The 20976-nt window shown below is 64.0% G+C and carries 16 protein-coding genes; 5 read left to right on the forward strand and 11 right to left on the reverse strand.

Annotation, left to right across the window (positions count from 1 at the left end; all coding sequences use genetic code 11):
• Positions 1-9: 9 nt before the first annotated feature.
• From pelG to AAGS40_RS18730, 10 genes are all read right to left on the reverse strand, one after another.
• Positions 10-1380 carry an exopolysaccharide Pel transporter PelG gene (pelG, locus tag AAGS40_RS18685; protein ID WP_345816261.1) on the reverse strand — a complete coding sequence of 457 codons (1371 nt, stop codon included), beginning with the start codon at positions 1378-1380 and terminating at the stop codon, positions 10-12.
• Positions 1381-1413: 33 nt separating this feature from the next.
• A complete protein-coding gene (pelF, locus tag AAGS40_RS18690; RefSeq protein ID WP_345816629.1) occupies positions 1414-2985 on the reverse strand; it encodes a GT4 family glycosyltransferase PelF in 1572 nt (523 codons plus the stop codon).
• Between the two features lie 91 nt (positions 2986-3076).
• On the reverse strand, positions 3077-4309 hold the full coding sequence (locus tag AAGS40_RS18695) for a sugar ABC transporter permease (protein WP_345816262.1): 1233 nt from the start codon (positions 4307-4309) through the stop codon (positions 3077-3079).
• Complete coding sequence (locus AAGS40_RS18700; protein ID WP_345816264.1) at positions 4296-5774, reverse strand: PelD GGDEF domain-containing protein; 1479 nt, start codon at positions 5772-5774, stop codon at positions 4296-4298. Before AAGS40_RS18700 ends, AAGS40_RS18695 begins: the two co-directional genes overlap by 14 nt.
• A 110-nt stretch (positions 5775-5884) precedes the next feature.
• Positions 5885-6451 carry a penicillin-binding protein activator LpoB gene (locus AAGS40_RS18705; RefSeq protein WP_345816265.1) on the reverse strand — a complete coding sequence of 189 codons (567 nt, stop codon included), beginning with the start codon at positions 6449-6451 and terminating at the stop codon, positions 5885-5887.
• 48 nt (positions 6452-6499) lie between these two features.
• Complete coding sequence (locus AAGS40_RS18710; protein WP_345816266.1) at positions 6500-10567, reverse strand: tetratricopeptide repeat protein; 4068 nt, start codon at positions 10565-10567, stop codon at positions 6500-6502.
• Entirely contained in the window at positions 10542-13418 is a 2877-nt protein-coding gene (locus AAGS40_RS18715; protein ID WP_345816267.1) for a bifunctional glycoside hydrolase 114/ polysaccharide deacetylase family protein, read from the reverse strand. Before AAGS40_RS18715 ends, AAGS40_RS18710 begins: the two co-directional genes overlap by 26 nt.
• A gap of 490 nt (positions 13419-13908) precedes the next feature.
• Positions 13909-15228 (reverse strand): cation:proton antiporter, encoded by a 1320-nt coding sequence (locus tag AAGS40_RS18720; protein ID WP_345816268.1) that lies wholly within the window; start codon positions 15226-15228, stop codon positions 13909-13911.
• Between the two features lie 87 nt (positions 15229-15315).
• Positions 15316-15720, reverse strand: a complete 405-nt coding sequence (locus AAGS40_RS18725) for a DUF3175 domain-containing protein (RefSeq protein WP_345816269.1) — start codon at positions 15718-15720, stop codon at positions 15316-15318.
• A 269-nt stretch (positions 15721-15989) separates the two neighbouring features.
• On the reverse strand, positions 15990-16502 hold the full coding sequence (locus tag AAGS40_RS18730) for a PRC-barrel domain-containing protein (protein WP_345816270.1): 513 nt from the start codon (positions 16500-16502) through the stop codon (positions 15990-15992).
• Positions 16503-16916: 414 nt separating this feature from the next.
• Here AAGS40_RS18730 and AAGS40_RS18735 point away from each other — a divergent pair, with 414 nt between their 5' ends.
• Positions 16917-17210, forward strand: coding sequence for a hypothetical protein (locus tag AAGS40_RS18735; protein WP_345816271.1), 294 nt, complete (start codon positions 16917-16919; stop codon positions 17208-17210).
• Positions 17211-17272: 62 nt separating this feature from the next.
• Here AAGS40_RS18735 and AAGS40_RS18740 read toward each other — a convergent pair whose 3' ends face one another.
• Positions 17273-18496: a DNA topoisomerase IB gene (locus AAGS40_RS18740; RefSeq protein ID WP_345816630.1), complete on the reverse strand. Its 1224-nt coding sequence runs from the start codon at positions 18494-18496 to the stop codon at positions 17273-17275.
• A gap of 425 nt (positions 18497-18921) precedes the next feature.
• Between AAGS40_RS18740 and AAGS40_RS18745 the strand changes: the two genes are divergently transcribed.
• The 4 genes from AAGS40_RS18745 (at position 18922) to AAGS40_RS18760 (ending at position 20975) form a co-directional block, all read left to right on the forward strand.
• Complete coding sequence (locus AAGS40_RS18745; RefSeq protein ID WP_345816272.1) at positions 18922-19263, forward strand: chemotaxis protein; 342 nt, start codon at positions 18922-18924, stop codon at positions 19261-19263.
• A gap of 152 nt (positions 19264-19415) precedes the next feature.
• Positions 19416-19967 (forward strand): type 1 glutamine amidotransferase domain-containing protein, encoded by a 552-nt coding sequence (locus AAGS40_RS18750; RefSeq protein WP_345816273.1) that lies wholly within the window; start codon positions 19416-19418, stop codon positions 19965-19967.
• 103 nt (positions 19968-20070) lie between these two features.
• Positions 20071-20634, forward strand: a complete 564-nt coding sequence (locus AAGS40_RS18755) for a DUF4142 domain-containing protein (protein WP_345816274.1) — start codon at positions 20071-20073, stop codon at positions 20632-20634.
• Positions 20631-20975, forward strand: a complete 345-nt coding sequence (locus tag AAGS40_RS18760) for a DUF1488 domain-containing protein (protein ID WP_345816275.1) — start codon at positions 20631-20633, stop codon at positions 20973-20975. Before AAGS40_RS18755 ends, AAGS40_RS18760 begins: the two co-directional genes overlap by 4 nt.
• Position 20976 lies beyond the last annotated feature (1 nt).

Raw genomic sequence — 20976 nt, forward strand, 5'->3', positions numbered from 1 at the left:
CGCAGACGCTTATTGCAGCATGAAGGTCTCGTATTCTAGCGACTCCAACTTACGATCGAGCAGATACAGGCTCGCCAGGACCACCACCAGCAGCGAGCACGCAAAGCCATAGCCATAGAACGCCGGATTCAGCGCCAGCGTGATGGCGGTGAACACCACATTGAGTCCCACGAAGCCCGCCACGAGGCAGAGCACGATCCGGCGTTTGTCCAGATAGAAGAACACGTTGATCGTGCCCATGAACACCACCTGCATGCTCGCTGCGATCACGTCGATGTAAAGCAGCGGCAGATAGAGCGTGGAAATTTTCAGCCACGACAACAGCACGGTGCCGGCGGCAAAGAGCATCATCGCGGCGATCGTCTGAACCTTGATGATTTCCCAGATGCCGTTGCGCAGCGCCTCCACCATCGCGTTGCGCATCCGCTCGATATGTTGCAGCGACGCGCCTCCGCGCACCGCGTCGTAGAACGCGTCGTAATACTCGACGAAGTCGGTTTCGATCCGCATCAGGAAGACGGCCATGCCCGGAATGATCGCCAGATAAGCGAGAAACACGGGAATGTCATAGATGATCGACGCACGCAGCGGACCGATCACCGGCTGGCCCGTGCCCGGCGAATACCAGAACATGAACTTGTCGACCCAGATGCCCAGGTTGTAAAGCAGACCGGTCAACATCAGCGAAGGGTAGCGGTACTTCTTCCAGAACACTTCGAACGAGATGAAATGGTCGCTGCGGTAATCGCGATAGATCAGTGAGAGCAGACCGGTGAGCAGAACGGTCTGGCCGGCCACGAAGCCGGACAGCAGTCCCGTCAGACCAAAGCGGTTCAGTGCCAGTGCGGCGCAGGTGGTGAACGAATAGCCGATGAAAAACACGACGATGATCGACACATACTGCTTCATGCCGGACAAAAAGATCGTCGCGATCCAGATGTTGCTCATCACGACGAAGCCGGCCAGCATCAACAGCCGATAGGCCACGGTCTGCTGCGCAAACAGCACCACGACCGCGAGCGCACCGAGCACCGCGGCGGCGGCCGTCACCACGAAAACGACCGCGTGATAGTTGGGCAACACGAGATCGTCGCGTTTTTCGAACAGACGGTCGGACGTGAAACGCGTATAGGCGAGTTGCAGCGGACCGGTGAGGATCAGCGAAAGCGAGATCAGATACGTGACCGATACCTGGAACTGCGTAATGAGTCCGGTCGGCAGCACGAAGGGCAGGCTCAGCACGCCGATCAGCAGAATGCCGACGATCGACAGCACCCACGGCCCCGCGCCGATCAGTCCCGCGTAGGTGTAAGCCTGCATCAGCCCCAGCAGCGTATTGCGGCGGAGCATCTTGCGCAGTTCGAAACCGATTCCGGCCATGGCAATGCGTTCCGTGTGTGTCGGGTTGTGCGATCAGCGATGCAGCGTCGCGAGCGAAGCCGGTAACGCCTGTGGCTCTTCCACGTCCGGCAGTGTGGTCAGCCGTGCGTACAGTTCGCGATACGAGCCCACCATCTGGTCCTGCGTATAGAAACGCTCCACGCGGGCGATGCCGGCCTGCTGCGCCGCATGCCAGTTGGCGTCGTCGAGCAGATCGAGCGCGGCCTCCGCCAACGCACGCGGATCGGCAATCTGCACCACGCGGCCCGCCGCGCCGAGCGCCGCGTCTTCGCCGTCGAGACCGTAGATCAGTTGACGGCACGACCCGACATCGGTAGTGACCGACGGCACACCCGCCGCGAAGCCTTCCAGCACGACGAGCGGCAGTGCTTCGGATATCGAACTGAGTACCAGCACGCCGCATTTCGGCAGCAGCTCGTCGATTTTCTGGAAGCCCAGGAATTTCACTTTGTCCTGCAAGCCAAGACTTTCGACCAGTGCGCGGCATTCGTTCGCATACGACACGTCTTCGTCCTCAGGGCCGGCAATCCACGCTTGCGCGTCGGGCATCTGGCGCACCACAGTCAGCATTGCGCGAATGAAGGTCTTGATGTCCTTGATCGGCACCACGCGGCCGATCAGGCACAGCGTTTTCGGCACCTCGGCGCTGCGTTGCGCGCGCAGCGGCGCGAGGCGTGGCAGATTGACGCCGTTTGGAATGTTGGCGGTCTTGTGTTCCGGTGCGCCGTCGATGATCTGCCGGCGCCGGTTGCCTTCGTAGAGCGCGATGATGTCTTCGGCGGCGTCGTAGCAGACCTGGCCGAGCGTCTCGAAGAAACGCACCCACAGGTCGCGGAAGTAGCCGATCTGCGACACGTCGCGCTCGAAAATGCTGCGGTTGTCGCGAATCCACTGACTCTGGAAGAGGTCGATCTTGCGCTCTTTCGTATAGATGCCATGCTCCGACACGAGCAGCGGCCGGCCGTGCCGATAGCGCAGCAGTGCGCCGAGAAAGCCCGCGTAACCGGTGGAGACGGTATGGAACATCTTCACCTTGGGCAACCCTTCCGCGATTCGCGCGAGCTGCCAGAGCGGCTTGTGCATGATCCGCACGGTCCAGAAATAATCGACGAACGACGGGTCCGTGCAGAACTGCCGGTACTGGTCAGTCAGATAGGTCCACGCTTCCTTCGAGTACAGGAACGCTTCTTCGCCGAGCGCGCCGCCCGGACGCAGATCGTCGAGCATGTCTTTGAGCATGCGGCCCGCCGCCTGACGCATGGCCGGATTGCGCAACTTGTCGTGCATCTGCGCGGCCTGCATGAAAGCCGCGGGGTCGCCTTCGTGGCGCTGGACCATCGGCGGCGGCGCGAAGTCGTACAGGTAGTGATTTTCCAGATGCACGACGTTCTCCGGCAGCGCATACGACATCTTCGGATAATCCTGCGGACGGCTGCCAAGAAAGCACAGCGCGAACGTGTACTCCGGAAACGCGCGGATGATCTGGTTGACCCAGCTCGACACGCCGCCGCTCACGTACGGGAACGTGCCTTCGAGCAGGAGGCCGATATCGGCGGACGCCGCGCGCGGCAGCGCCGCCGGCATGGCGGCGGATGATGGCGAGGGCGAGGGCGAGGGCGAGGGCGAGGGCGAGGGCGATGCCACGGCGGACCTGGGCGAGTTCATGTTGGCATTCTCAAAGGGGAGTGCGCCGGCCAGCGAGGCGGGCAGCAGGGCGCACGGCGTGGCCGGCGGCCGCTGTGGCAAGCGCGGCGGGCCGGTCGCGGGCTTGCCAGAACGCGAGCACGGCGTGCATCGTCGATCCGCCGGCGTGGCTGTCCATTTCGCCGAGCAGGCGGCGCACGCGCGCGAAATCGCGCCGCTGGTAAGCGGCCTCCGCGAGATACGGCAGCATCCGCTCACGTGGAAAACCGCAGTCGATCGCACGTTGCAGCATGGTGTCGGCGGCGTCGAGGTCGCGCCGGTCGAGCGCGAGGCGGCCGCGCAGGCGCCACAGCGAAGCGTCGTCGGGGTCGGACGCGAGCGCCGCGGCGGCGAAGCCTTCGGCCTGATCGGCGGCGTTGCGATATACGTCGCCGGTCACGAGATGTTCGTAGATCAGTTCGCTATAGAGTTCGGCAAGCGCCTTGTTCGCGCGGCGCCGGTCGACATCGTTCAGCTCGGGATGCTGCGCGCGGTCGAGCTTCGGCCGCTCCTCCAGAATCTGTTTGGTCAGCGCTTTTTCACGGTTGTCGAGAATGCCGTAAGCGAGGAGCCGGATGTCGTCGAGCGGGTCGGAGAGCATGCCTTGCAGCAGCGGCGAGACGGTGCGCGCGGGCATCGATTGCATGGCCAGCAGCGCGGTCATCCGAAACGCGGTGCCGGCATCGGCGTTCTGCAATTCGGCCTTCAGACGCGCGCCGCGTCCATACGCGACGTTGCCGATCAGATTCGCGGCGAACTCCGGTTCGTCGATCTGCGTAACCGGCAAGCGCGCGGCCGGGCGCGGCAAAAGGCGCGCAATGCCGAGCGCACCGAGCGTGCACGCAATGCCGCCAATCGGCACCGCGAAATTGAGGAACCACAACGCGGCAAGCACGCCTTTGCGCGGCGTGCGATAGCGTAGCGGCATCGCGCGCGCGATGCCGAGCGAAATCAGCAGCGCGGCCACGGCTTGTATGGCGAGGCACAACAGCAGTAAGCGGGTATTGAGCGCTGGGGTGGTGAACGGGATGTCGGCGGGCAGACCGCCTAGTTCCTGCGCCGATCTGTCCGGCGCGCCGTGCGCCGCGATCGCGAATGCGACGGCTTGCAACGCAAGCCCTGCTGCGCCGGCGAGCAGGGCCAACCACGCGCCGATGCGTGAAGGGCGCCGCGCATTCGCGTCTGCGCCCTCGCGGCCCGCGGAAGCGGGTTCAGCCGCGCGCATCGCAGCGCTCCAGCAGACGACGCAACGCGGCCACCGGTTCTTCGTCCGCGATCACCATCGTATGTACCGCGATGCGTGCCGACTCGAAGTCGACCCCGTATTGCGCCCGCAGATTGTCTTCGATCCGCAGCAGATAGCCGTCGATCGAGCCTTCGCCGGAGAGCGGCATCAACGTGAGAATGGTGCGGTGCTGACCGTCGCCGCGCGCCCATTGCACGTCGAGCGCGCGCCGCGTGCGCAACACGTGTTCATACCAGGTCGTGCTTGCGTCACGCCCGTCGAACACCAGTCCCACCAAAGACGATCGCACGCGGGTATCGCGATAGAGATGGACGAGCCGTGCGTAATCCAGCGCGAACTCGTACGGGCAATCGGGAAACGCTTCGAGCATGTCGCGCGTGACGTCGGCGTGGCGCACACCGTCCGCGTAGTAGTTGCACAGCACCAGCAGAAACTGAAGGTTGTCGCGAGTCAGCGCGAGAAACGGCATGCGCTCGATCACCAGCAGCCCGACCGGCTCCTTCATGGCATCGACGAGCGGCACGCATGCAATATAGCGGCTCGGCGCGCCGGATTCCTGCGCGCCCGACTCGATATGCACGAGCGTGCGGGTCTCCAGCGCTTCACGCACCAGCGGATCGTCCGGCTCCAGATCGAAGGCGGAGCCGATCCACGCTGCGGCGTCGGCGTTCGGCTTGCCGTCGCGCCATGCATAAAGGCGCGCGCCTTCGAGCTGGCAGGCCTGCGCGGCAGTATCCAGAAACTGCTGCGCACCGCGCAGATCGACCACGCCGCGCTGTGCGATCGCGGGCTCCTTCGAGATCGTCACGGCGCGCATACGGGCCAGCGAATCGCGCAACGTGGCGGGACGTCCCAGCAGATCCTGCTCCAGCCGTTCGTGCGAGAGCCGCAGCAGGAACTGGTTGCGCGTGAGGATCGACAGACGTTCGGCCAGATAGTCGTTGGCCATGCGCGCCTGGCCGAGCCGCGTGATCCAGACGTCGCCGAACTGCCCGCACAGCAGCGTAAACACGAAACCGCCGAAGAAGAAGCCAACCGGAAAAGCCTGCGCACCCGGCGGCGATTCGAGCAGCGAGTGCGCGATCGAACCGATCGACGACACATCCGCCCCGGGATAAAGCACGTACCACGCGCCAAGCAGAATCAAGCCGGAAAACGCGCCGGCGATCGACCCATAGCGCAGTGCCAGCACGATCGGCACGATCCAGATCCAGCCGAAACCCACGTGAATCAGCAACGGATTGTGCGGCCGGAACAACCAGCACAGCGCAATGGCGAGCAGCGTCGCGAGAACCGACTCCAGTGTGGTCACCGCGCGCCGGTGCATGGAACCGCGCGGCGGCGAGATCAGCCGCGCCCACCACGAGCCAGCGCCGACGCTCTGTGCCTGGCGGCGCTTGATCCGGGTGCGCGGCGCAAATTGATCGGGAGCGCGCGTATTCATGGCGATGCCTTTCTGATTGCGATTGAGCGGTCGCGGCAAGGTCCGCGCCGGATAGCGCGCTTTACCTGCGGTTGCCGTGTACTGCGCGACATGGCTGGAACCGGAAGCCGTCAGCGCGCGAGCGGGCCGAGCAGGTCGCGCTCGAGTTTCTGCGCGACGCCCGAAACCGCATCGCGGCTCCAGCCGGTGCGGCTGCCGCTGCCGCTCCAGACGACCTTGCCGCTTTGCACGTCGAGTACTTCCAGCGTCAGGCCGACGGCCGGCTCACCATCCACGCCGACCTTGTAGCGCCATTCGTTGACCGCGCCGGTCAGCGCATAGTGCGCGTTCTGCTGACGCGCCCAGTTCAGCGCGTTCTGTTGCGCGTCCGGCTTCGCCGGGTCGAACAGCGTTTCGTCGTCGGCGCTCGCGGGGTAGCGCGCCAGATTGCCGTACCCGTAGGACGCCAGCAGACTCTGCGCGATCGATGCGGCGCGCTGCCCGGCCTGCGGCGTCTCCGTGTTGTTGGCAATCGGCAGGATCGCCCACGTGTCGCTCTTCGACAACGCGGGAGCAGCGCTGCGGTCGATCACCGAGCAGCCGGCCAGCACGCCGCCGAGCGTCGCGCCGAGCACGATCGATAATACGGCGGCTCGCGCAACCGGGCGCGTCGTTTGGAATTGTTTTACTTGATGCATCTCGCTCTCCAGTCAGACAGGCTTGATTCACACGCTTGCATTTCCGATTCAGTACAGCCACTGATATCGCGCACCCAGCTCCTTCACCGAAGTCGAATGGTTCGACGACGCGCCCTGATACAGCCCATAAATCAGCATCTGGTCGCCGCCGAACAGACTGCCCACGAGCCCGCCCATTACCTGAGCGGACCAGCCGGCGCGCGAGTCGCGCAGTGGTCCGGCGGAAAACATCGGGCGCCATGCCTTCGAGTAGTTTTCCGGCAGATCGTCGCCGAACGAAAAGAGCAGGCCGCCTTGCGTGAAGGTTTGCGGCATGAAGGCCTGCGCGTCGAAACTGGCGCCCGGCGGCAGGATGTCGTGCAGCGCCTGCCCCGGTGTGCCGTTGGCGCTGTACTGGCCGTGTGTGAACACCGCGCGGATCGTGTAGTCCGGATAATCGGCCTTGATCTTGTAGCCAGCGTTCAGCTCGACCAGATGCCCGTCGCCGAGCGACGAGCGGTCCTGCCCATGAAAACGGTCGTATTCGTAACGGCCGCCGCCAAACCAGTGCGGATCGAGCCGGTAGTTGAAGCCGACCGAAGCAAGGTCTTTCACGCCGGCCACGGTCAGTTGCGTCGTTTCGGTCGCGGCCTGGTTGTAGCCGGCCGCGTACGTCAGCGTGAGTTTTGGATCGACCGCATAGGTGCCTTCCACGCGCGCAGTCACGAAATTTGTCACGGCTTCGCGGCGGCCGACGATCACATGTTCCTCGTCGTATTGACCCTTGTGCTGATAGACGCCTTCGAGCAGGCGGTCGTGGTTCGGCACGTTGGGCAACGAAGCGGCGTCGCTCGACTGGTCGCGCTCGCGAAAGCGCAATTGCAGCGCCTGCGAAGGCGTGAGACGCACGCCGCCCGTCAACGATTCTTCGCTAAAACGCAGCGGCCCCTGATCGCTATAACGCACCGACGGCGCGACGGCCTGCGCGTTACTCAGAAGCCGGTCGTGCAACTGGCCGTGCATCACGCTGTCGTCCGGCAATTGCGTGAGCGAGTCGAACGCGGTGGTTTGCGCATCGGCGTTGCGGCCCGTCAGTGTTTGCGCGTCGACCTTGTTCTGTCGCGGAATCAGATCGGGCAGCGTATCGAGCAGGCGCGACAGTTCGTTGACGTCGCCGTCGTTGATCGCGAGCTGCGCCTCCGCGTAGACCGGGCGGGTGCTGCGCTGGATGTACTGTTTTTCCAGCCACGCGCGTTCCATGTCGGACGCGTCGTGCGCCTGTGCCCACGAAATCGCTGCTTCGCGCGCAATCGCGGAGTACACCCGCCGTTCCTTGACGATCGCGGCGCGCTGAGCGGGCGGCAACATGCCGATGTCGCCCAGTTCCGATTGCTGTGCGTGATCCGTCCGGGTATCGGCGGCGCGATCCGCGCACAGCAGGTCGATCAGCACGGCGCGCGAGCGGTCGCCGCTGTCGAACATCGTGCTGAGCGCGACATAGCGGCCGCGCAGGTCTTCCTGTTCGGCGGCGGCGAGCGCATTCGCGTCAGACGGATCATGGCGGCGCCGCGCGAGTTCGAGCCAGACGCTGCGGCGCAACTGCCACGCTTCGTCGACGCGATTGTTCAATTCCAGCGCGTCCGCATAGGTGAGGCGCCACAGGGGGCTTTGCTGGGCGACTCCCGCCTCACCCACCTGCTTGCGCAGATAGTGCAGCGCCGCGCGGCCGTCGCCGAGCCGCATCGACGCGGCGGCATACGGCGCCCACAACTGCGCGTTGTTCTCGGCCGCGCCCGAATAGCGGCGCAGCGCGGATCGCAGCTCGGCATCGGTGCCGCGGTCGTTGAGCATCCACAGATAGGCGGCGCGCGCCTCGGTATTCTCCGGTGCAAGGGCGGCTGCGCGTTCGATGTCGCGCTCGGCGTCGTCGAGCGAACCCGTTTGCCGCTCGTATTCGGCGCGTGCGAGCAGAAACGTGGCGGACTGTTCGGCCGCGGCCAGTTCCTGCGGCGACAGTGAAGACAGCAACGCCCGAATCCGGCCCCAAGCCCGCGCGCGCTGATAGTTATATAGCGCCTGCGACAACGTGCGCGGCGGCCCGCCGTGGCGGAACGCGTATTCGGCCAGACGGCCCGCGTCGAGCGGCGAATCGCTATAGAAGCCGATCATGCTCTCGTAATCGTCGGCCTCCGCGTTGCCGCCCGCGATCAGCGCGCGATAGCCGACATTGACTTCGCCGGGATGCTGGAGCGTGCTGGCAAGCAGCGCGTAGAAGCGCCAGAAGTCCGCATCGGTATTGGGCGCCGCGCGTTTGGCTTCGTTCATTGCGGCCAGCGCGGCGTCGAACTGCGTGCGTGTGTAGAGTATCGTGCCGATCTGCAACGCGTAGCCGCTGTCGGGCCCGTATTCGCGTTCGAGCTCGCGATAGGTGCGCAACGCAAGTTCGTCGTCGCCCTTGCGTCCGGCGATCAGTGCGTAGCGCTCGATAACCGCGCGGCGCTGCGCGCCGTGCATCCGCGACTGCAGGAAGCGCAACGCGCTGTCGGGGTCCGCGAGCAGCTCGTAGGAAAACACCACGGCGTCGATCAGTTTCAGGTCGTCGGGCTGCTGCGCCGACTGATGCAGCGTGACGGCAAGCATCGCGGCGTTGTCGTTCAAGCCCGGTGCAAGACGGGCGACCTGCTGCCATGCGTTCGCGTCGCCGTTGTCTTGCGCGAGCGCCAGGTAATTGCGCAGCGCGATCTGCGGCTGGTGATTCCACTCGGCCACCTGCGCAAGCCGGCCGCGCCAGAGCGCGGACTGCGGGTCCGTGTCGAGCGCGGCTTGCGCAATCCGTTGCGCGCCGGCGACGTCGCCATTGGCAAGGAAAACGCGGTACCCGAGTTCGTCATCGCTTTCAGCGCCCGGCGCGGTGGCGGACGCCGGCGCAGCGGCCGAGGCCGCCGGGGCGCGTTGCGTCGCCGCCGCGATCCTGATGAAGCCAGCGCCGTGATGCGCGGATTTCAACGAACCTGCGAGCGGCAGTTGCACGACTCGCGCGCTGCACGGGTGGCCGTGCGTTCCGTCGCATGAATTCGACGACAACAGCGCCGTGCGAACGCCTCGCGCGTGCCGCTGCGGACGCTGCCAGGCGCTGCTGCGTAGCCAGACGCCCAGCGCGCCGCGATATTCGACGAGGTTGTCCGCTTCTATCGCGTTGTCCGCCGCGTTCGCCGCGTTCACTGCGTTCGCACTCGCATCCCCATGCAACGCCGCGAGCCGCACGTTCCCGCGTCGCACCGCCGACATCTTGAGCAGGCGTTTCACATACTGCTCGGCCAGATCGGGCCGACCCGCCGCGAGCGCGAGATTGGCGAGATAACGCAACGTCTGCGGATCGTCGGCGAGATCGCCGAGATGCGTGCTCGCCGCCTGGATTGCCGCAGCGGGATCATTGCCCGCCCGCAAAGCCTGCAAGCCCGCGATGAAACGCGCGCGACGGGTATCGCGGTCGGGAGCGTGATCCTGCGCTTCGAACCACGCGTTCGCCGCCGCCGCATACTGCCCGGAACCCAGCTCGACCTGCGCGAGATCGACCAGCCAGTTGCTCGCGTGCGCGCTGTCGTGTGCGATCAACTGGCGATAGAAACGCGCGGCCAGTTCGCTGTCGTTCAGACCGCGTGCCTGGCGGGCGAGCAGCGCGAGCTGCTCGTTGTCCCATGAAAAGGTGAGCGCCTCGCGCAGCAATGCATCGAGCTCACGCAAACGGGCGGCGCGGGCGGGATCGTCCGGCTTCAATGCATAAAGACGCTGCTGCGCGATCGACACGCGGATCGCCAACGCGCGTTGCCGTGCCGCCGGATCCTGCGATTGCTGCAGCCGTTCGAGCACGCGCGACGCCTCGGCGATACGCTGGCCTTTCAGATATTCGCGCGTCAATGCAGACAACACCTCCGTGTTGTCCGGATCGATGCGCAACCACGCTTCCAGATACGCGATGGTCAAACCGTCGGCCGGAGCGCTGCCGAGCAGCCGCGCCTCCAGCTTTTCGCGCGGGAAGGCGAGCACCAGCATCAGCGCGGTCAGCGCGCCGAGCACGAGAATCACAGCGGGCGAGAAGAGCCGCTGACGATCAGATATCGCAGGCGACGTCGACATGCACTTGGTGGGCGTCGTTGGAAAGAGGGTGGCGACTGACGCGGCAGGCGCCTGCGTTGGCGACGCGTAGCTGCGGCGCAATTCGCGAGTGCAGGTCGAACGAAAAGCCGCCGGCCGTGCGTTCGAAATGGTCGATCCTGCCGTTGGCTTCGGCCAGATAGGGCACGTGCGGCGCACGTGTCGCGTCGATCACCGTGAAGCTCGCTTCGCCGCCCGTCAGATGGACATAAGTGCCGCCCGGTCCGGGCAGATAGCCGGCCACCCCGGTTGCGCTCGCCATGTCCGGCACCCGGCCGGCGGGCAGGCGCACGGTGCGAAGCGCTCCGGCGTCGCGTACGACCCAACGGTCGCCGTCGCGAGCCACGCTCATGTCGAGCCAGTCCAGCACCTTGCGCGCGTATTCCGACGAAAACACCGGGTTGACCGGCTGCTTCAGCACCGTGTCGAAAATGTCCTGTAATGCTTTCAGCGACGCGTATTTGGTGCCCGAGAACATGTGGTAGTAGATGTCCATCGGCTTGAAGCGGATTGGCTCGTCCGTCATCGCGAAGGTTTCGAGCACGCGCGTGAAGCCATAGTACGGACCGTGCCACAGGTCGGTGTACAACTCCTCGTTCTGGTTGGGCGCGAATACCTGGTAGTAGCCGTCTTTCATCACGCCGAGCGGCGCGATCGCGGTCCAGCTCGGATAGCGCTTCGTAATCAGCGTGTCGCCGCCGTTCATGTTCAGCACGCCCGCGTCATAGGCCGCCTTCAGGACGGGAGCGGGCACCTGGCAATCACCGCTCCACAACACCATGCGCACGGGCTTCGTGGCCGGCGCGATCTGCCGGTCGATGTAATCGATCGAACCTTCGATTTCCCGGTCGATGCTGAAGTGGTAGCCGGGAATGCTGATCGAGAGCCCGGTGTTGCTGGTCTGACTCCCGCCTTCGGTCGGCGTGTCCCTGTTCGATACGCCCAGTCCGGTCACGCGCATCCATTGCAGCGGGTGCGTGTAAGTATGGGTCGCCACTTCGACATTCGGCAGGTCGAACAGGCGGCGGCCGAGCGAGCGCAGGTGCGCGGCGAAGGCCTTGTACGGGCCTTCGTCGGTGACTTCGCCTTCGATCAGCGAGACGGTGGTCGGCATGCCGGAGTCGCGTAGCAGGCGCAGCAGCACATCGCCGGAATACTGCGGCGCGGCGTCGGTGTTGGCTACGCCGTGGTCGCTGAATTCGGCGCGCGACGCGAACCCGTCGCCGTCGATATGCGACATCAGTAAGCGGCGGCCGTTTTCGGTCGTGGTGTCGGGCACCGGCATATCGGCGGGCAGGCGCAGCGCTGCTTGCAGGAACGCGATCGGCTGCGTGACCCAGCGCGCCTGGTTCACCGCGCCCAGGTCGAATACGCCGAACGGCCGCATCGCGTAACCGCCCCACGGTGTGAGCGCGGCCCCGTCGATCACGAAGTTGCCGGAGCGCAGCCGCAACAGCGAGCGGCTATGCGGGCCGACCCGCACCGCGGTGTAGTCGTGCGGATCGGGGCGAGGCTTCATTTCAAAGCCCATCAGCGCCGGGTCGAACGATTCGACGTCGAGCCTGCCGTTCGACGGCTGCCCGGACACCACTTCCAGGTCGAGCTTATGTGCGAGCGCCGGATCGAGTTGCATGCCGAAGGACGTAAAGATCGCTACCGGCATGGCCTCGTCGATCTGCGTGGATAGCCATGCGCGAAATTCCGTCGCGCGCGGCGCGTCGTTATTCATCCACAGCACGACGCCCGCATACCGGTCGCGCAGATCGCCTTGCGGCAGCGGATCGCGGGCGTCGGCGTAGTCGATCTTGTAGCCGAGATAGTTAAGCGGCATGGCAAGAAAGCGCACGCCCGGCGATACATTCAGGTCGGTTCGCGCGGGCGGGTCCTGGATCACGAGAATGCGCCGTCGCACCGGTTGCATCGCGCCGACACCCATCGTCGCGAGCGCGCCGTCGGTCACGAACGGTATGACTCCTTGCGCACGAATTTTCGCGATCGTGTCTTCTGCGCAGGCACGGTCGGCGGGCGGGCAATAGTCGATCGAAATGACGGGCAGATGATATTGATCGCGGATCGTTGCCGCCTGACCGAGCAGCCAGTCGCGATCGGCTTGCGAAATGTTCGTGTAACGCTGTTCGGACTGATTCCAGCCGCGGTACAGCGACTCGAATGCGACCGCATAAACCAGGTCGTGAACCTGCGGCAGAATTTCGAAGCCGCGATTAAAAATCAGCCTGGCATTCGGGTAACGGTCTTTTACTGCACGTATCACTGCAATCAGGCCCGCCTGTTGACGCGCGCGGTCTTCGTCCGTTTTCGCGACGAGTTGCCAGGAATCGAGCGTGTCGAGAAAAAAACCGCGATAACCTTTGTTCCATAGCGGCGTGATCACGTGGTCTACATACCAGGCCGGCCATTCCGGCTGACTCTGGTCCACCACGCGCGAAGCCCACGCTTCGTTATGGCCGGCAAGCCATGCTTTGGGCAGCGCCGCGTAATAACTGCGCGACGGCTGCACTTCGCCGACGCTCGCATAGGCGAACCACGTGGTGTGGGGCAATGCATGCGCCGACGGATTGAAGCCGCTGTCGGGCTCGACCACGGCGGCGTCGTAAGCGGAGAGTAATTCGACCGGCGGATTCTTGCCGTAATAGAGCGCGAAGGACGCCGCGCTCGACGCAGGTTGCGCGGCGTCCGTCCGTGATGACTGCGGCGGCGCGGCGGCCCCGGCGGTGGCGGCATGAACCGCGACGCTCGACAGCATCGCGAAGAACAAGAACGCCACAGACAAGCCGGGCAGAACGGACGCCGCCGCGAGAATCACGTTCTCCATTGCGCGCTGGTTAAAACGGTGCGCGATTGATGCCGCGCTGGATAGCGGGGAAAGCAGTGCGGCCAAACTCCGCGGTCCGGATGACGACAACGTTTGCGCAGGCGGTCGCAATAGTGCGCTGAATAAGGAACGCGAGCCACGTGGCGTCATTGAACTAGGTCATGCGCGTGGACCTTCAAGAACACCCGGTACGGTCGCATCGAGGTCGTCGCGCTCTCTTATTGAGTTAGCGGCTATCTTAAATAAGATTGTGTAATGCGACTAGAGTCCCTTCTGCTTTTTTCGCCTAGGCCAAATCGGACATACGATGAGTTGGTTGTTGAGAACATGCCCGACGCATGCATTGCCCACACATGAAGTGAGTGGCGAGCCGCAAAAGTTGACACCCGATTCATAGTGAAAAGGTTTGGCTGTCTGCCTGTTGAGTTTTAACAGCATGAAGTTGCCGGCGACGGTGCCGGCGGTTTGCCTGCTTATCTCGCCGGTGCCATTAGTTTTCGCTGCTGCGCAGCCAGTGGTACCAGTTCATCAGCGGTGTAGCCGACACCCCATGAATCACCACCGAAGCCGCCACTACCGCGAGCGCAAGCGGTACCAGCTGAATGACGTTGGCGCCAGCGCTGCTCTCCAGTGCGTAGGCAAGGTAGTAAAACGAGCCGATCCCACGTATGCCGAACCAGCCCATCAAACGGCGTTGCGTTGCCGTGGCGCTCGATCCGATCAGTGACAGCTCGACGGAGGCCGGTCGCACGAGCAGAAACAGCACGGCAGTGAGTGTCACGGTCTGCCAGGTGAAGAGTGGCGTTTTCAAGGTAGCGAGCACGTTGCCGACCATCGCCATCACTGCGACCTCCGCGATGCGCTCCAGCTCGATCGTGAAGCCGAGCACGGATTCCGTCATGTAAGCATGCGCTTTACTCGGATTGGCGGCGGTGGCGTCCACGTCTTCCAGGTCCACTGTACCGATCGCCTGTTGCGGGGACGCGGTTCCGCTCGCGCGATGTTCGACGCGCCGCATCGCGACGCCCGCCGCGAAGACAGCGAGAAAGCCATAGGTATGCGCAAATTGCGCGGCGCCGAATGACAGTTCGATCAGACCGAGCGCGAAAAAGCCTTCGAGCCCGAGCGCCTGCGCGTGTCGCGTGCGCAGCCATGTGACCGCATGCGTGGTGGCCCAGCCGAGCGCGGCGCCGATCGCGATCCCGCCCACGACGCCCCACGCGACGCTGCCCACGAATCGCAGCGTGAGTACGTCGGCGACATGGGGCTCGGGCATCGCGCAAAGCGTGAGCCCGATCATGGCGAAGGGCAGCGCGATGCCGTCGTTCAGGCCGCCCTCGCCGGATAGCGCAAAGCGCAACAGATCATGATCGCCGGGGTTGTGTACCTGCACGTCATGGGCGAGGACAGGGTCGGTCGGCGCGAGTATCGCCGCGAGCAATATCGACGGTCCCCAGCCGAGGTGCAACACATAGACGCCGAAGAGCGTGAGCAGCGGAATGGTTGCGAGCATGGCGAGAAAGCCGAGCCGCAGCGGTACAGTCCACAGTTTGTCGAGCACACCCAGCCGTAAGCGCAGGCCGATCGCGAACAGCGAAACCAGCAGCGCGACTTCGGTGATGATGCGCAGCACGTGCGCGTCGGCGACCATATCGAGGCGCAACAGGCCAAGCGCGGGCGGACCGAGGACGTAGCCGATCGCAAGATAGAACATCGCGGCGCTGACAGGCAGCCGCCGGAAGCTCGTCGCCGCTACGCCCATGAAGACGAGTACGGCGCCGACGATGAGGAACCACAGAGTTTCGTGCATGAGCATCCGGTATGGGGCCGGCATGCGTGGAGGCATGCCTGCCGGTTGAAAAGGGCGAAGCGCCGGACGCGACGCTCACGAATCAGGTCACGGCGCGCGACCGAATGCTTCGCGTAGTTTGCGCTTGGCCTGCTGCAAAGTCTCGCGGCGCGATTTGGGCAGGTTTCTGCCCGCGCGATTGATATAGAAGTTCAGCATGGACATGGCCGACTGGTACGGCGTGCCTTTACGGCGGCGGCTCGTTGTCGACGAGTGTTTGAGCGACTGGGCGATGGATTCGGCGCTGCCGGTCTTGAAGATATCGTGTTCGAGATCCATCGCGTCGCTGGTTTCCATCACGTGCTGCGACCACTTCTGTGTGCCCGTGCGTGGCTTCCCGGCTTTCGTGCGATGCGCGGCACGCGCGTGAGCGTGCCGCTGACGCGGTGGCCGGCCTGAACGGCCGCGCGCCACGGTGCGCTTCGACTTACGGGTCGGTTTTTGCGTAGGCATGCCGCCTCCTCGATGCGGTTTTCAGGTTCGGAATTGAATTCGAGTGCAGCTCTGACCGATGCGGCAGTGCGCGTCGGCTTGATACGAAGTGCGTCGTCTCGTGCGCGGTTTCGTTCGCGCCCGTGCTCGAATGAAACGCGCCGGCTGGCCGCGGCGCGGTCAGCCGGCGCATCGACTTGGCGAAAGCCAGATCCAGCGACGGCACGCAACAAGCGTCGCGCCCTGCCGTATGCGTTACGTCACGCGAGACGTAACGCCGGGGCGGGGCATCAGAGCTTCAGTCCGCCAGCTTCGGGCGCGTCCGACGAACCTGCCGGAATATCGCCCACGCCCACGTCGTCGCGTTCATACGCGGCGCGGCCCCAGTAAGGCTCGCTGCCGTAGTACTGATGCACGGAGGTCGCCCATGTCTGATCCGCCATCGCGGGCCAGTGGTCCTTGTCGAAACCCGGCGCGTTCTTCACGCGCTCGGCCGTCATGTCGAGGACGAAGCATTTCTGCTGCGTGTCGAGCGTCAACGCATGCCAGGGAATGGCCAGCAGCTTGTCGCCGATGCCAAGAAACCCGCCGCTCGACAACACTGCGTAAGCAATGCGACCCGATCCGACATCGAGCATGATGTCCTTGATCTTGCCGATATCCTCGCCGTCGCTGCTGATCACCTTGTTGCCGTCCAATGTGGCGGCGGCCATCACGTCCGGCCCCGGTCCTTCCGCAGTCGCGCTGCCCTTGCCGACGATCCGGGCGCCTTGCGTGCCTTGTGTCTGTGTCTGATTGAGCATGATGAGACTCCTTACAGGTTGGGTGACGATGAGCGAGCAACCGCTGTTCCTCGTGCTGCGCTTCGGCGCTTTGGAGTCGCTGTGAAACACGGTTCAATCGCCGTGGGTGGCGTCGCGTAAGGCGTGCAGCCTTGTTTGAAATTATTTCGCTCGCCGACCATGCGGCCAAGTTGCAAGTCGTGGGAATTCGGCCGACGCGATTCAGCGCACGTTGCGTGCGGCATGCCCCTTGCTTAGTGACAGTCGGGAGCACCAGGCGCACGACAGCGCGCAAGCCGACTCGCGGCCTGCCTCTGTGTCCGCTTCTATGTCCGGTGGCTCCAGGTAGCACGAATCAGAACCAGCAGTGACGCGGTCTTCTGCGTTTTAAAGACCGGAATCACGCACGCTGTCCATCCACTCAGGGAGATAAAGATGAAACACTCAAAAGCATTGCTGGTATCCGCACTCATCGCCATGTCGGGCGCGGCGTTCGCACAAGCGGGCGGTGGCAACGGTAACGGCGGTAATGGTGGAACGGGCGGGTCGGGCAATGCACATGGGGCCGCGACGGCCGCGCCGACGACCGGCGGTAGCGCGTCCACGGGCGCGATGAGCTCCGGCTCGATGAAGATGAATCATATGTCGAAGTCGAAAACCAAGAAGCCGATGACCGACTCGACCAACATGCCTGGTGCGGACGCAAGCAGTGACACGAAAGGCCAGTAAGTGATCGCGTAAACACGTATGGCACGCCGTTGCGGCGGCGTGCCACAACCATTCTTCTTCTCTTATCTGGCCGCCTGTTTGAGCTCCCGTGCAGCGCCTGCGGAGCGCACGCTGCCCGTGCCTCGTGCCGGCTTCACGCCGGCTTTCGCGTCGGCCTTTGCCGCCGCTTCCTTGCGTACTGTCCTCGACTTCTTCAGCAGGCTCGTCAGTGATCCGTTGATGCTTTCGGTCACCTGCGCTTCGCGCACCTTGCGACCCTTCGCGCCGGCTTGCCGCGCGAGTTTTGCCGCACGCTTCTCGGCAACCGCCAGCAGTGCGGCGAATGCAACTTCGTCCACGCGCAGTCCGCGGCGGGACTGACCGGGCGGCAGGGTTTGAAGCTCATCGGCTTCGAACGCGCTGATGATCGCAGGATGGATATAGCAGCGTTTGCATACCGCCGGCGTATTGCGCAGCATGGCGGCCACTTCTTTCACGGTGGAGACGATATGTTTGCGCGCCTCCGCGGCATTGTTGCAGATCAGGCGGCGCAACGCGGCGAGCGCATAGACGCTGCCCGCCCAGGTGCGGTAATCCTTCGCCGTGAAGTCCGCGCCGCTCGCCCGGCGCAGGTAATCGTTGATGTCCGCGGAACCGACGGTGCGGCGTGTGCCATCGTCGTCGAGATACTGGAACAGGTCATGACCCGGCAACTCGGCACAGCGTCGCACGATCCGCTTCACTCGCGGATTGTCTACCGTGACGTCGTGTTCAATGCCGCTCTTGCCGCGAAAGCGGAAACGCAGATGGCCCGCCTCGATCTTTACGTGTTTCTTGCGTAACGTCGTCAGACCGTACGACTGATTTTCGCGCGCATATTCGACACTGCCAACCCGGATCTGCGTCGTGTCGAGTAACTGCACGATCGCAGCGATGACCTTGTCGCACGGCATGCCCGGCAGCGCGAGATCGCGCGCGACACGCGCGCGAATCTTCGGCAACGCGCGGCCGAATTCAGCCATGCGCTCGTATTTATTTGCGTCGCGCGTCTCGCGCCAGTGCGGGTGATAACGATACTGCTTGCGGCCGCGCGCATCCCGGCCCGTCGCCTGGATATGGCCGCGTGCGTCGGCGCATATCCAGACGTCCTCGTACGCGGGCGGAATGGCGAGCGAATTGATGCGCTTGATCTCGTCTTCGTCGGTAATGCGCTTGCCTGCGGCGTCGTAATAGACGAAGCCTGACTTGTCGCGTTTGCGCGTAATGCCGGGCTTGCTGTCGTCCGCGTGACGCAGGCCCGGTGGCATTGCAGGCGGGGCGGCAGGCGTGGCGCTGTCGTCACGGCGCTCGCTGCGATCGCCGCGCACGGAGCGCGTGGGGCTGGGTTGAGTCGAATGAGAAGCGGTGGTAGCAGGCATCGTCGCAAGTAGAAGTTTCAAGCGTGGGGCGCATGACACGCCGGTGTCATGCTAGAGCAAAGGCAGTGCCCACGGTGCAGGCGTGCGCAACGGCTGTTTGCCGGTCGCAGGCCGGCCGCGTCGGGCGCCGCATGTGGATCGCCACGTCGCCCTACCAATCGCGATTCGCACGACTACGCTGCCGTGCTTATGCAGTGCCTCCCGCAGTGCTTCGAGCGATCGGAGGTGCGTCGCCGTGCCCGGCGGAACAATCCTTGCGAAACGGACAGCACGAGCGCGAATCGCGCGCACGAATGTCACAAGGAGAGAGTGCCATGAGCAGCACACTGAACCCCGATGAAGAGCCGCAACACGTCGTTCAGGAAACCGCAACCAGCGGCGGGCTTGGGCCGAGCGACTCGTCCGATAGCGGCAGCGATGTCGCCGGAGCAAAACGCCATGCGTTCGATATCGATAGTGAACTCGATAACCACGCGCTCGAAACGAGCGAGAGCGAGCTTGCCACCGACACCGACCGCGCGGGAACGGGCGAGCGAGCGTCGGCTGACGGTGACTCGACGCTCACGCCCGACGCCGACGTCGAGCCGGATCAGATAATCGATCCGATGGCGGAGGATGACGACGACGGCCTCGACGAAGACCCGCAAGGTTTGTAATTGCGCGGTGGAGAACGCATTGGCGAAGCGCGCATTGCGCTTCGTATCCTGGCACGGCGCGCTAGTCGCCCGTGCGTGTATGGGCACGCCTTTTGCTGCCTGTCATGTAGCGACGGATCGTAGTGGTCCGGTTGAAATGAAGGAGAGCAACGATGTCGAACACGCTGGATGGATACAAAGTCGCAGTACTCGCAGTGGACGGTTTTGAACAGGCTGAATTGATCGAGCCGAAACGCGCGCTCACTGAAGCAGGCGCCACGGTGCACGTGATTTCCGAAAAGTCTGGCACGATTCAGGGCTTCAAGCACGTTGATAAGGGCGAAAGCGTTGAAGTCGACACGACCTTTGACAAAGTGCGCGCGGGTGATTACGACGCAGTGGTCCTCCCGGGCGGCGTCGTCAACGGCGATGCGATTCGCACCCTGCCGCAGGCGCAAGCTTTTGTGAAAGAGGCGGACAGCGCGAAGAAACCTATCGCAGTGATCTGCCACGGCGGTTGGCTGCTGGTGTCGACGGGCATCACGAAAGGGCGCACGCTCACGAGCTGGCCGAGCTTGCAGGACGACATTCGCAACGCAGGCGGTACGTGGGTCGATCAGGAAGTGGTCGAAGACGGCAACCTGATTTCGAGCCGCAAACCCGACGACCTGCCCGCATTCAATCAGGCATTGATCAACCAGTTGTCGAAACGCAAGGCCGCGTAAGCGGTGGTGCAGAAGCGAACGCGGTGCGCAGCGCGCCGCGTCCGCAGAAGAGTCCGAGCGAATGATGCCGTTTCGGTGAAGCCGCCCATCAGGGAGAAAATGCATGAAATTCCGGTATTCCCTACAAGTGATGACTGTCGCGCTGGGTTTGGGCGCAGCATCGATCGGCGCTGTGCATGCACAGGCAAGCGATGCGCCGGCAAGCGCTGCGCCAATGAGCGGAACGCAGGTTTCGCCCGCGGACCAGCAGTTCGTGCAGGACGCCTCCCAATCGGACGCCACTGAAATCGCCGCCAGCAAGATTGCGCTCAAGAATTCCAGTGACGCACGCGTGAAGAAGTTCGCTCAGCAGATGATCACGGACCATACGAAGCTGTCACATGGTATGGCCGCGATTGCGAAGAAGAAGGGCATCGCGCCGTCGCCGTCCGCCGATTCGGCGCTCGTCGGCAAGTTGCAGACGCTCAAGGGCAAGGAATTCGATCAGGCGTATATCGAGCAGGTGGGATTGGAGGCGCATCAACGTGCGGTGGACCTGTTCACGCAGGAGAGTCAGAGCGGCACCGACGCGCAACTGAAAGCGGCAGCCGGCCATGCGTTGCCGACGATCAAACACCATCTTGCAATGGCGCAGCAACTGGCCGGCGCCATGAAGGGTTCGTCATGAACGCGATCCTGCCGCGGCCCGCCTACGAGGACTCTCTTATGCAGATTACCTTTTCCGACGACCAGCCGGCTTTCGACGGATCGAATCTGATGGTGCGTTTCATGGCCCGCGTCGACGGGGAGCCGGTGGTATGCGCGATTACCGCCGAGGCGCTCGAAGATCACTTCGGCGCGGATTCCGCGCTGGAATCCACGCTGATGCATGCTTTCGACAAGGGGCGTCATCGCATTCGTTCAGTGTGTGCGGAAGCGCTCGACCAGAACAACGGTGAAGGCGTGGTATTGCACAGCGGCCTCTTCAGGGTGGAAGGCATGGAGCCGGACAGAGGCGCGGCGGCGTAGC

It is taken from the genome of Paraburkholderia sp. PREW-6R (genome assembly GCF_039621805.1).
Classification (GTDB): domain Bacteria; phylum Pseudomonadota; class Gammaproteobacteria; order Burkholderiales; family Burkholderiaceae; genus Paraburkholderia.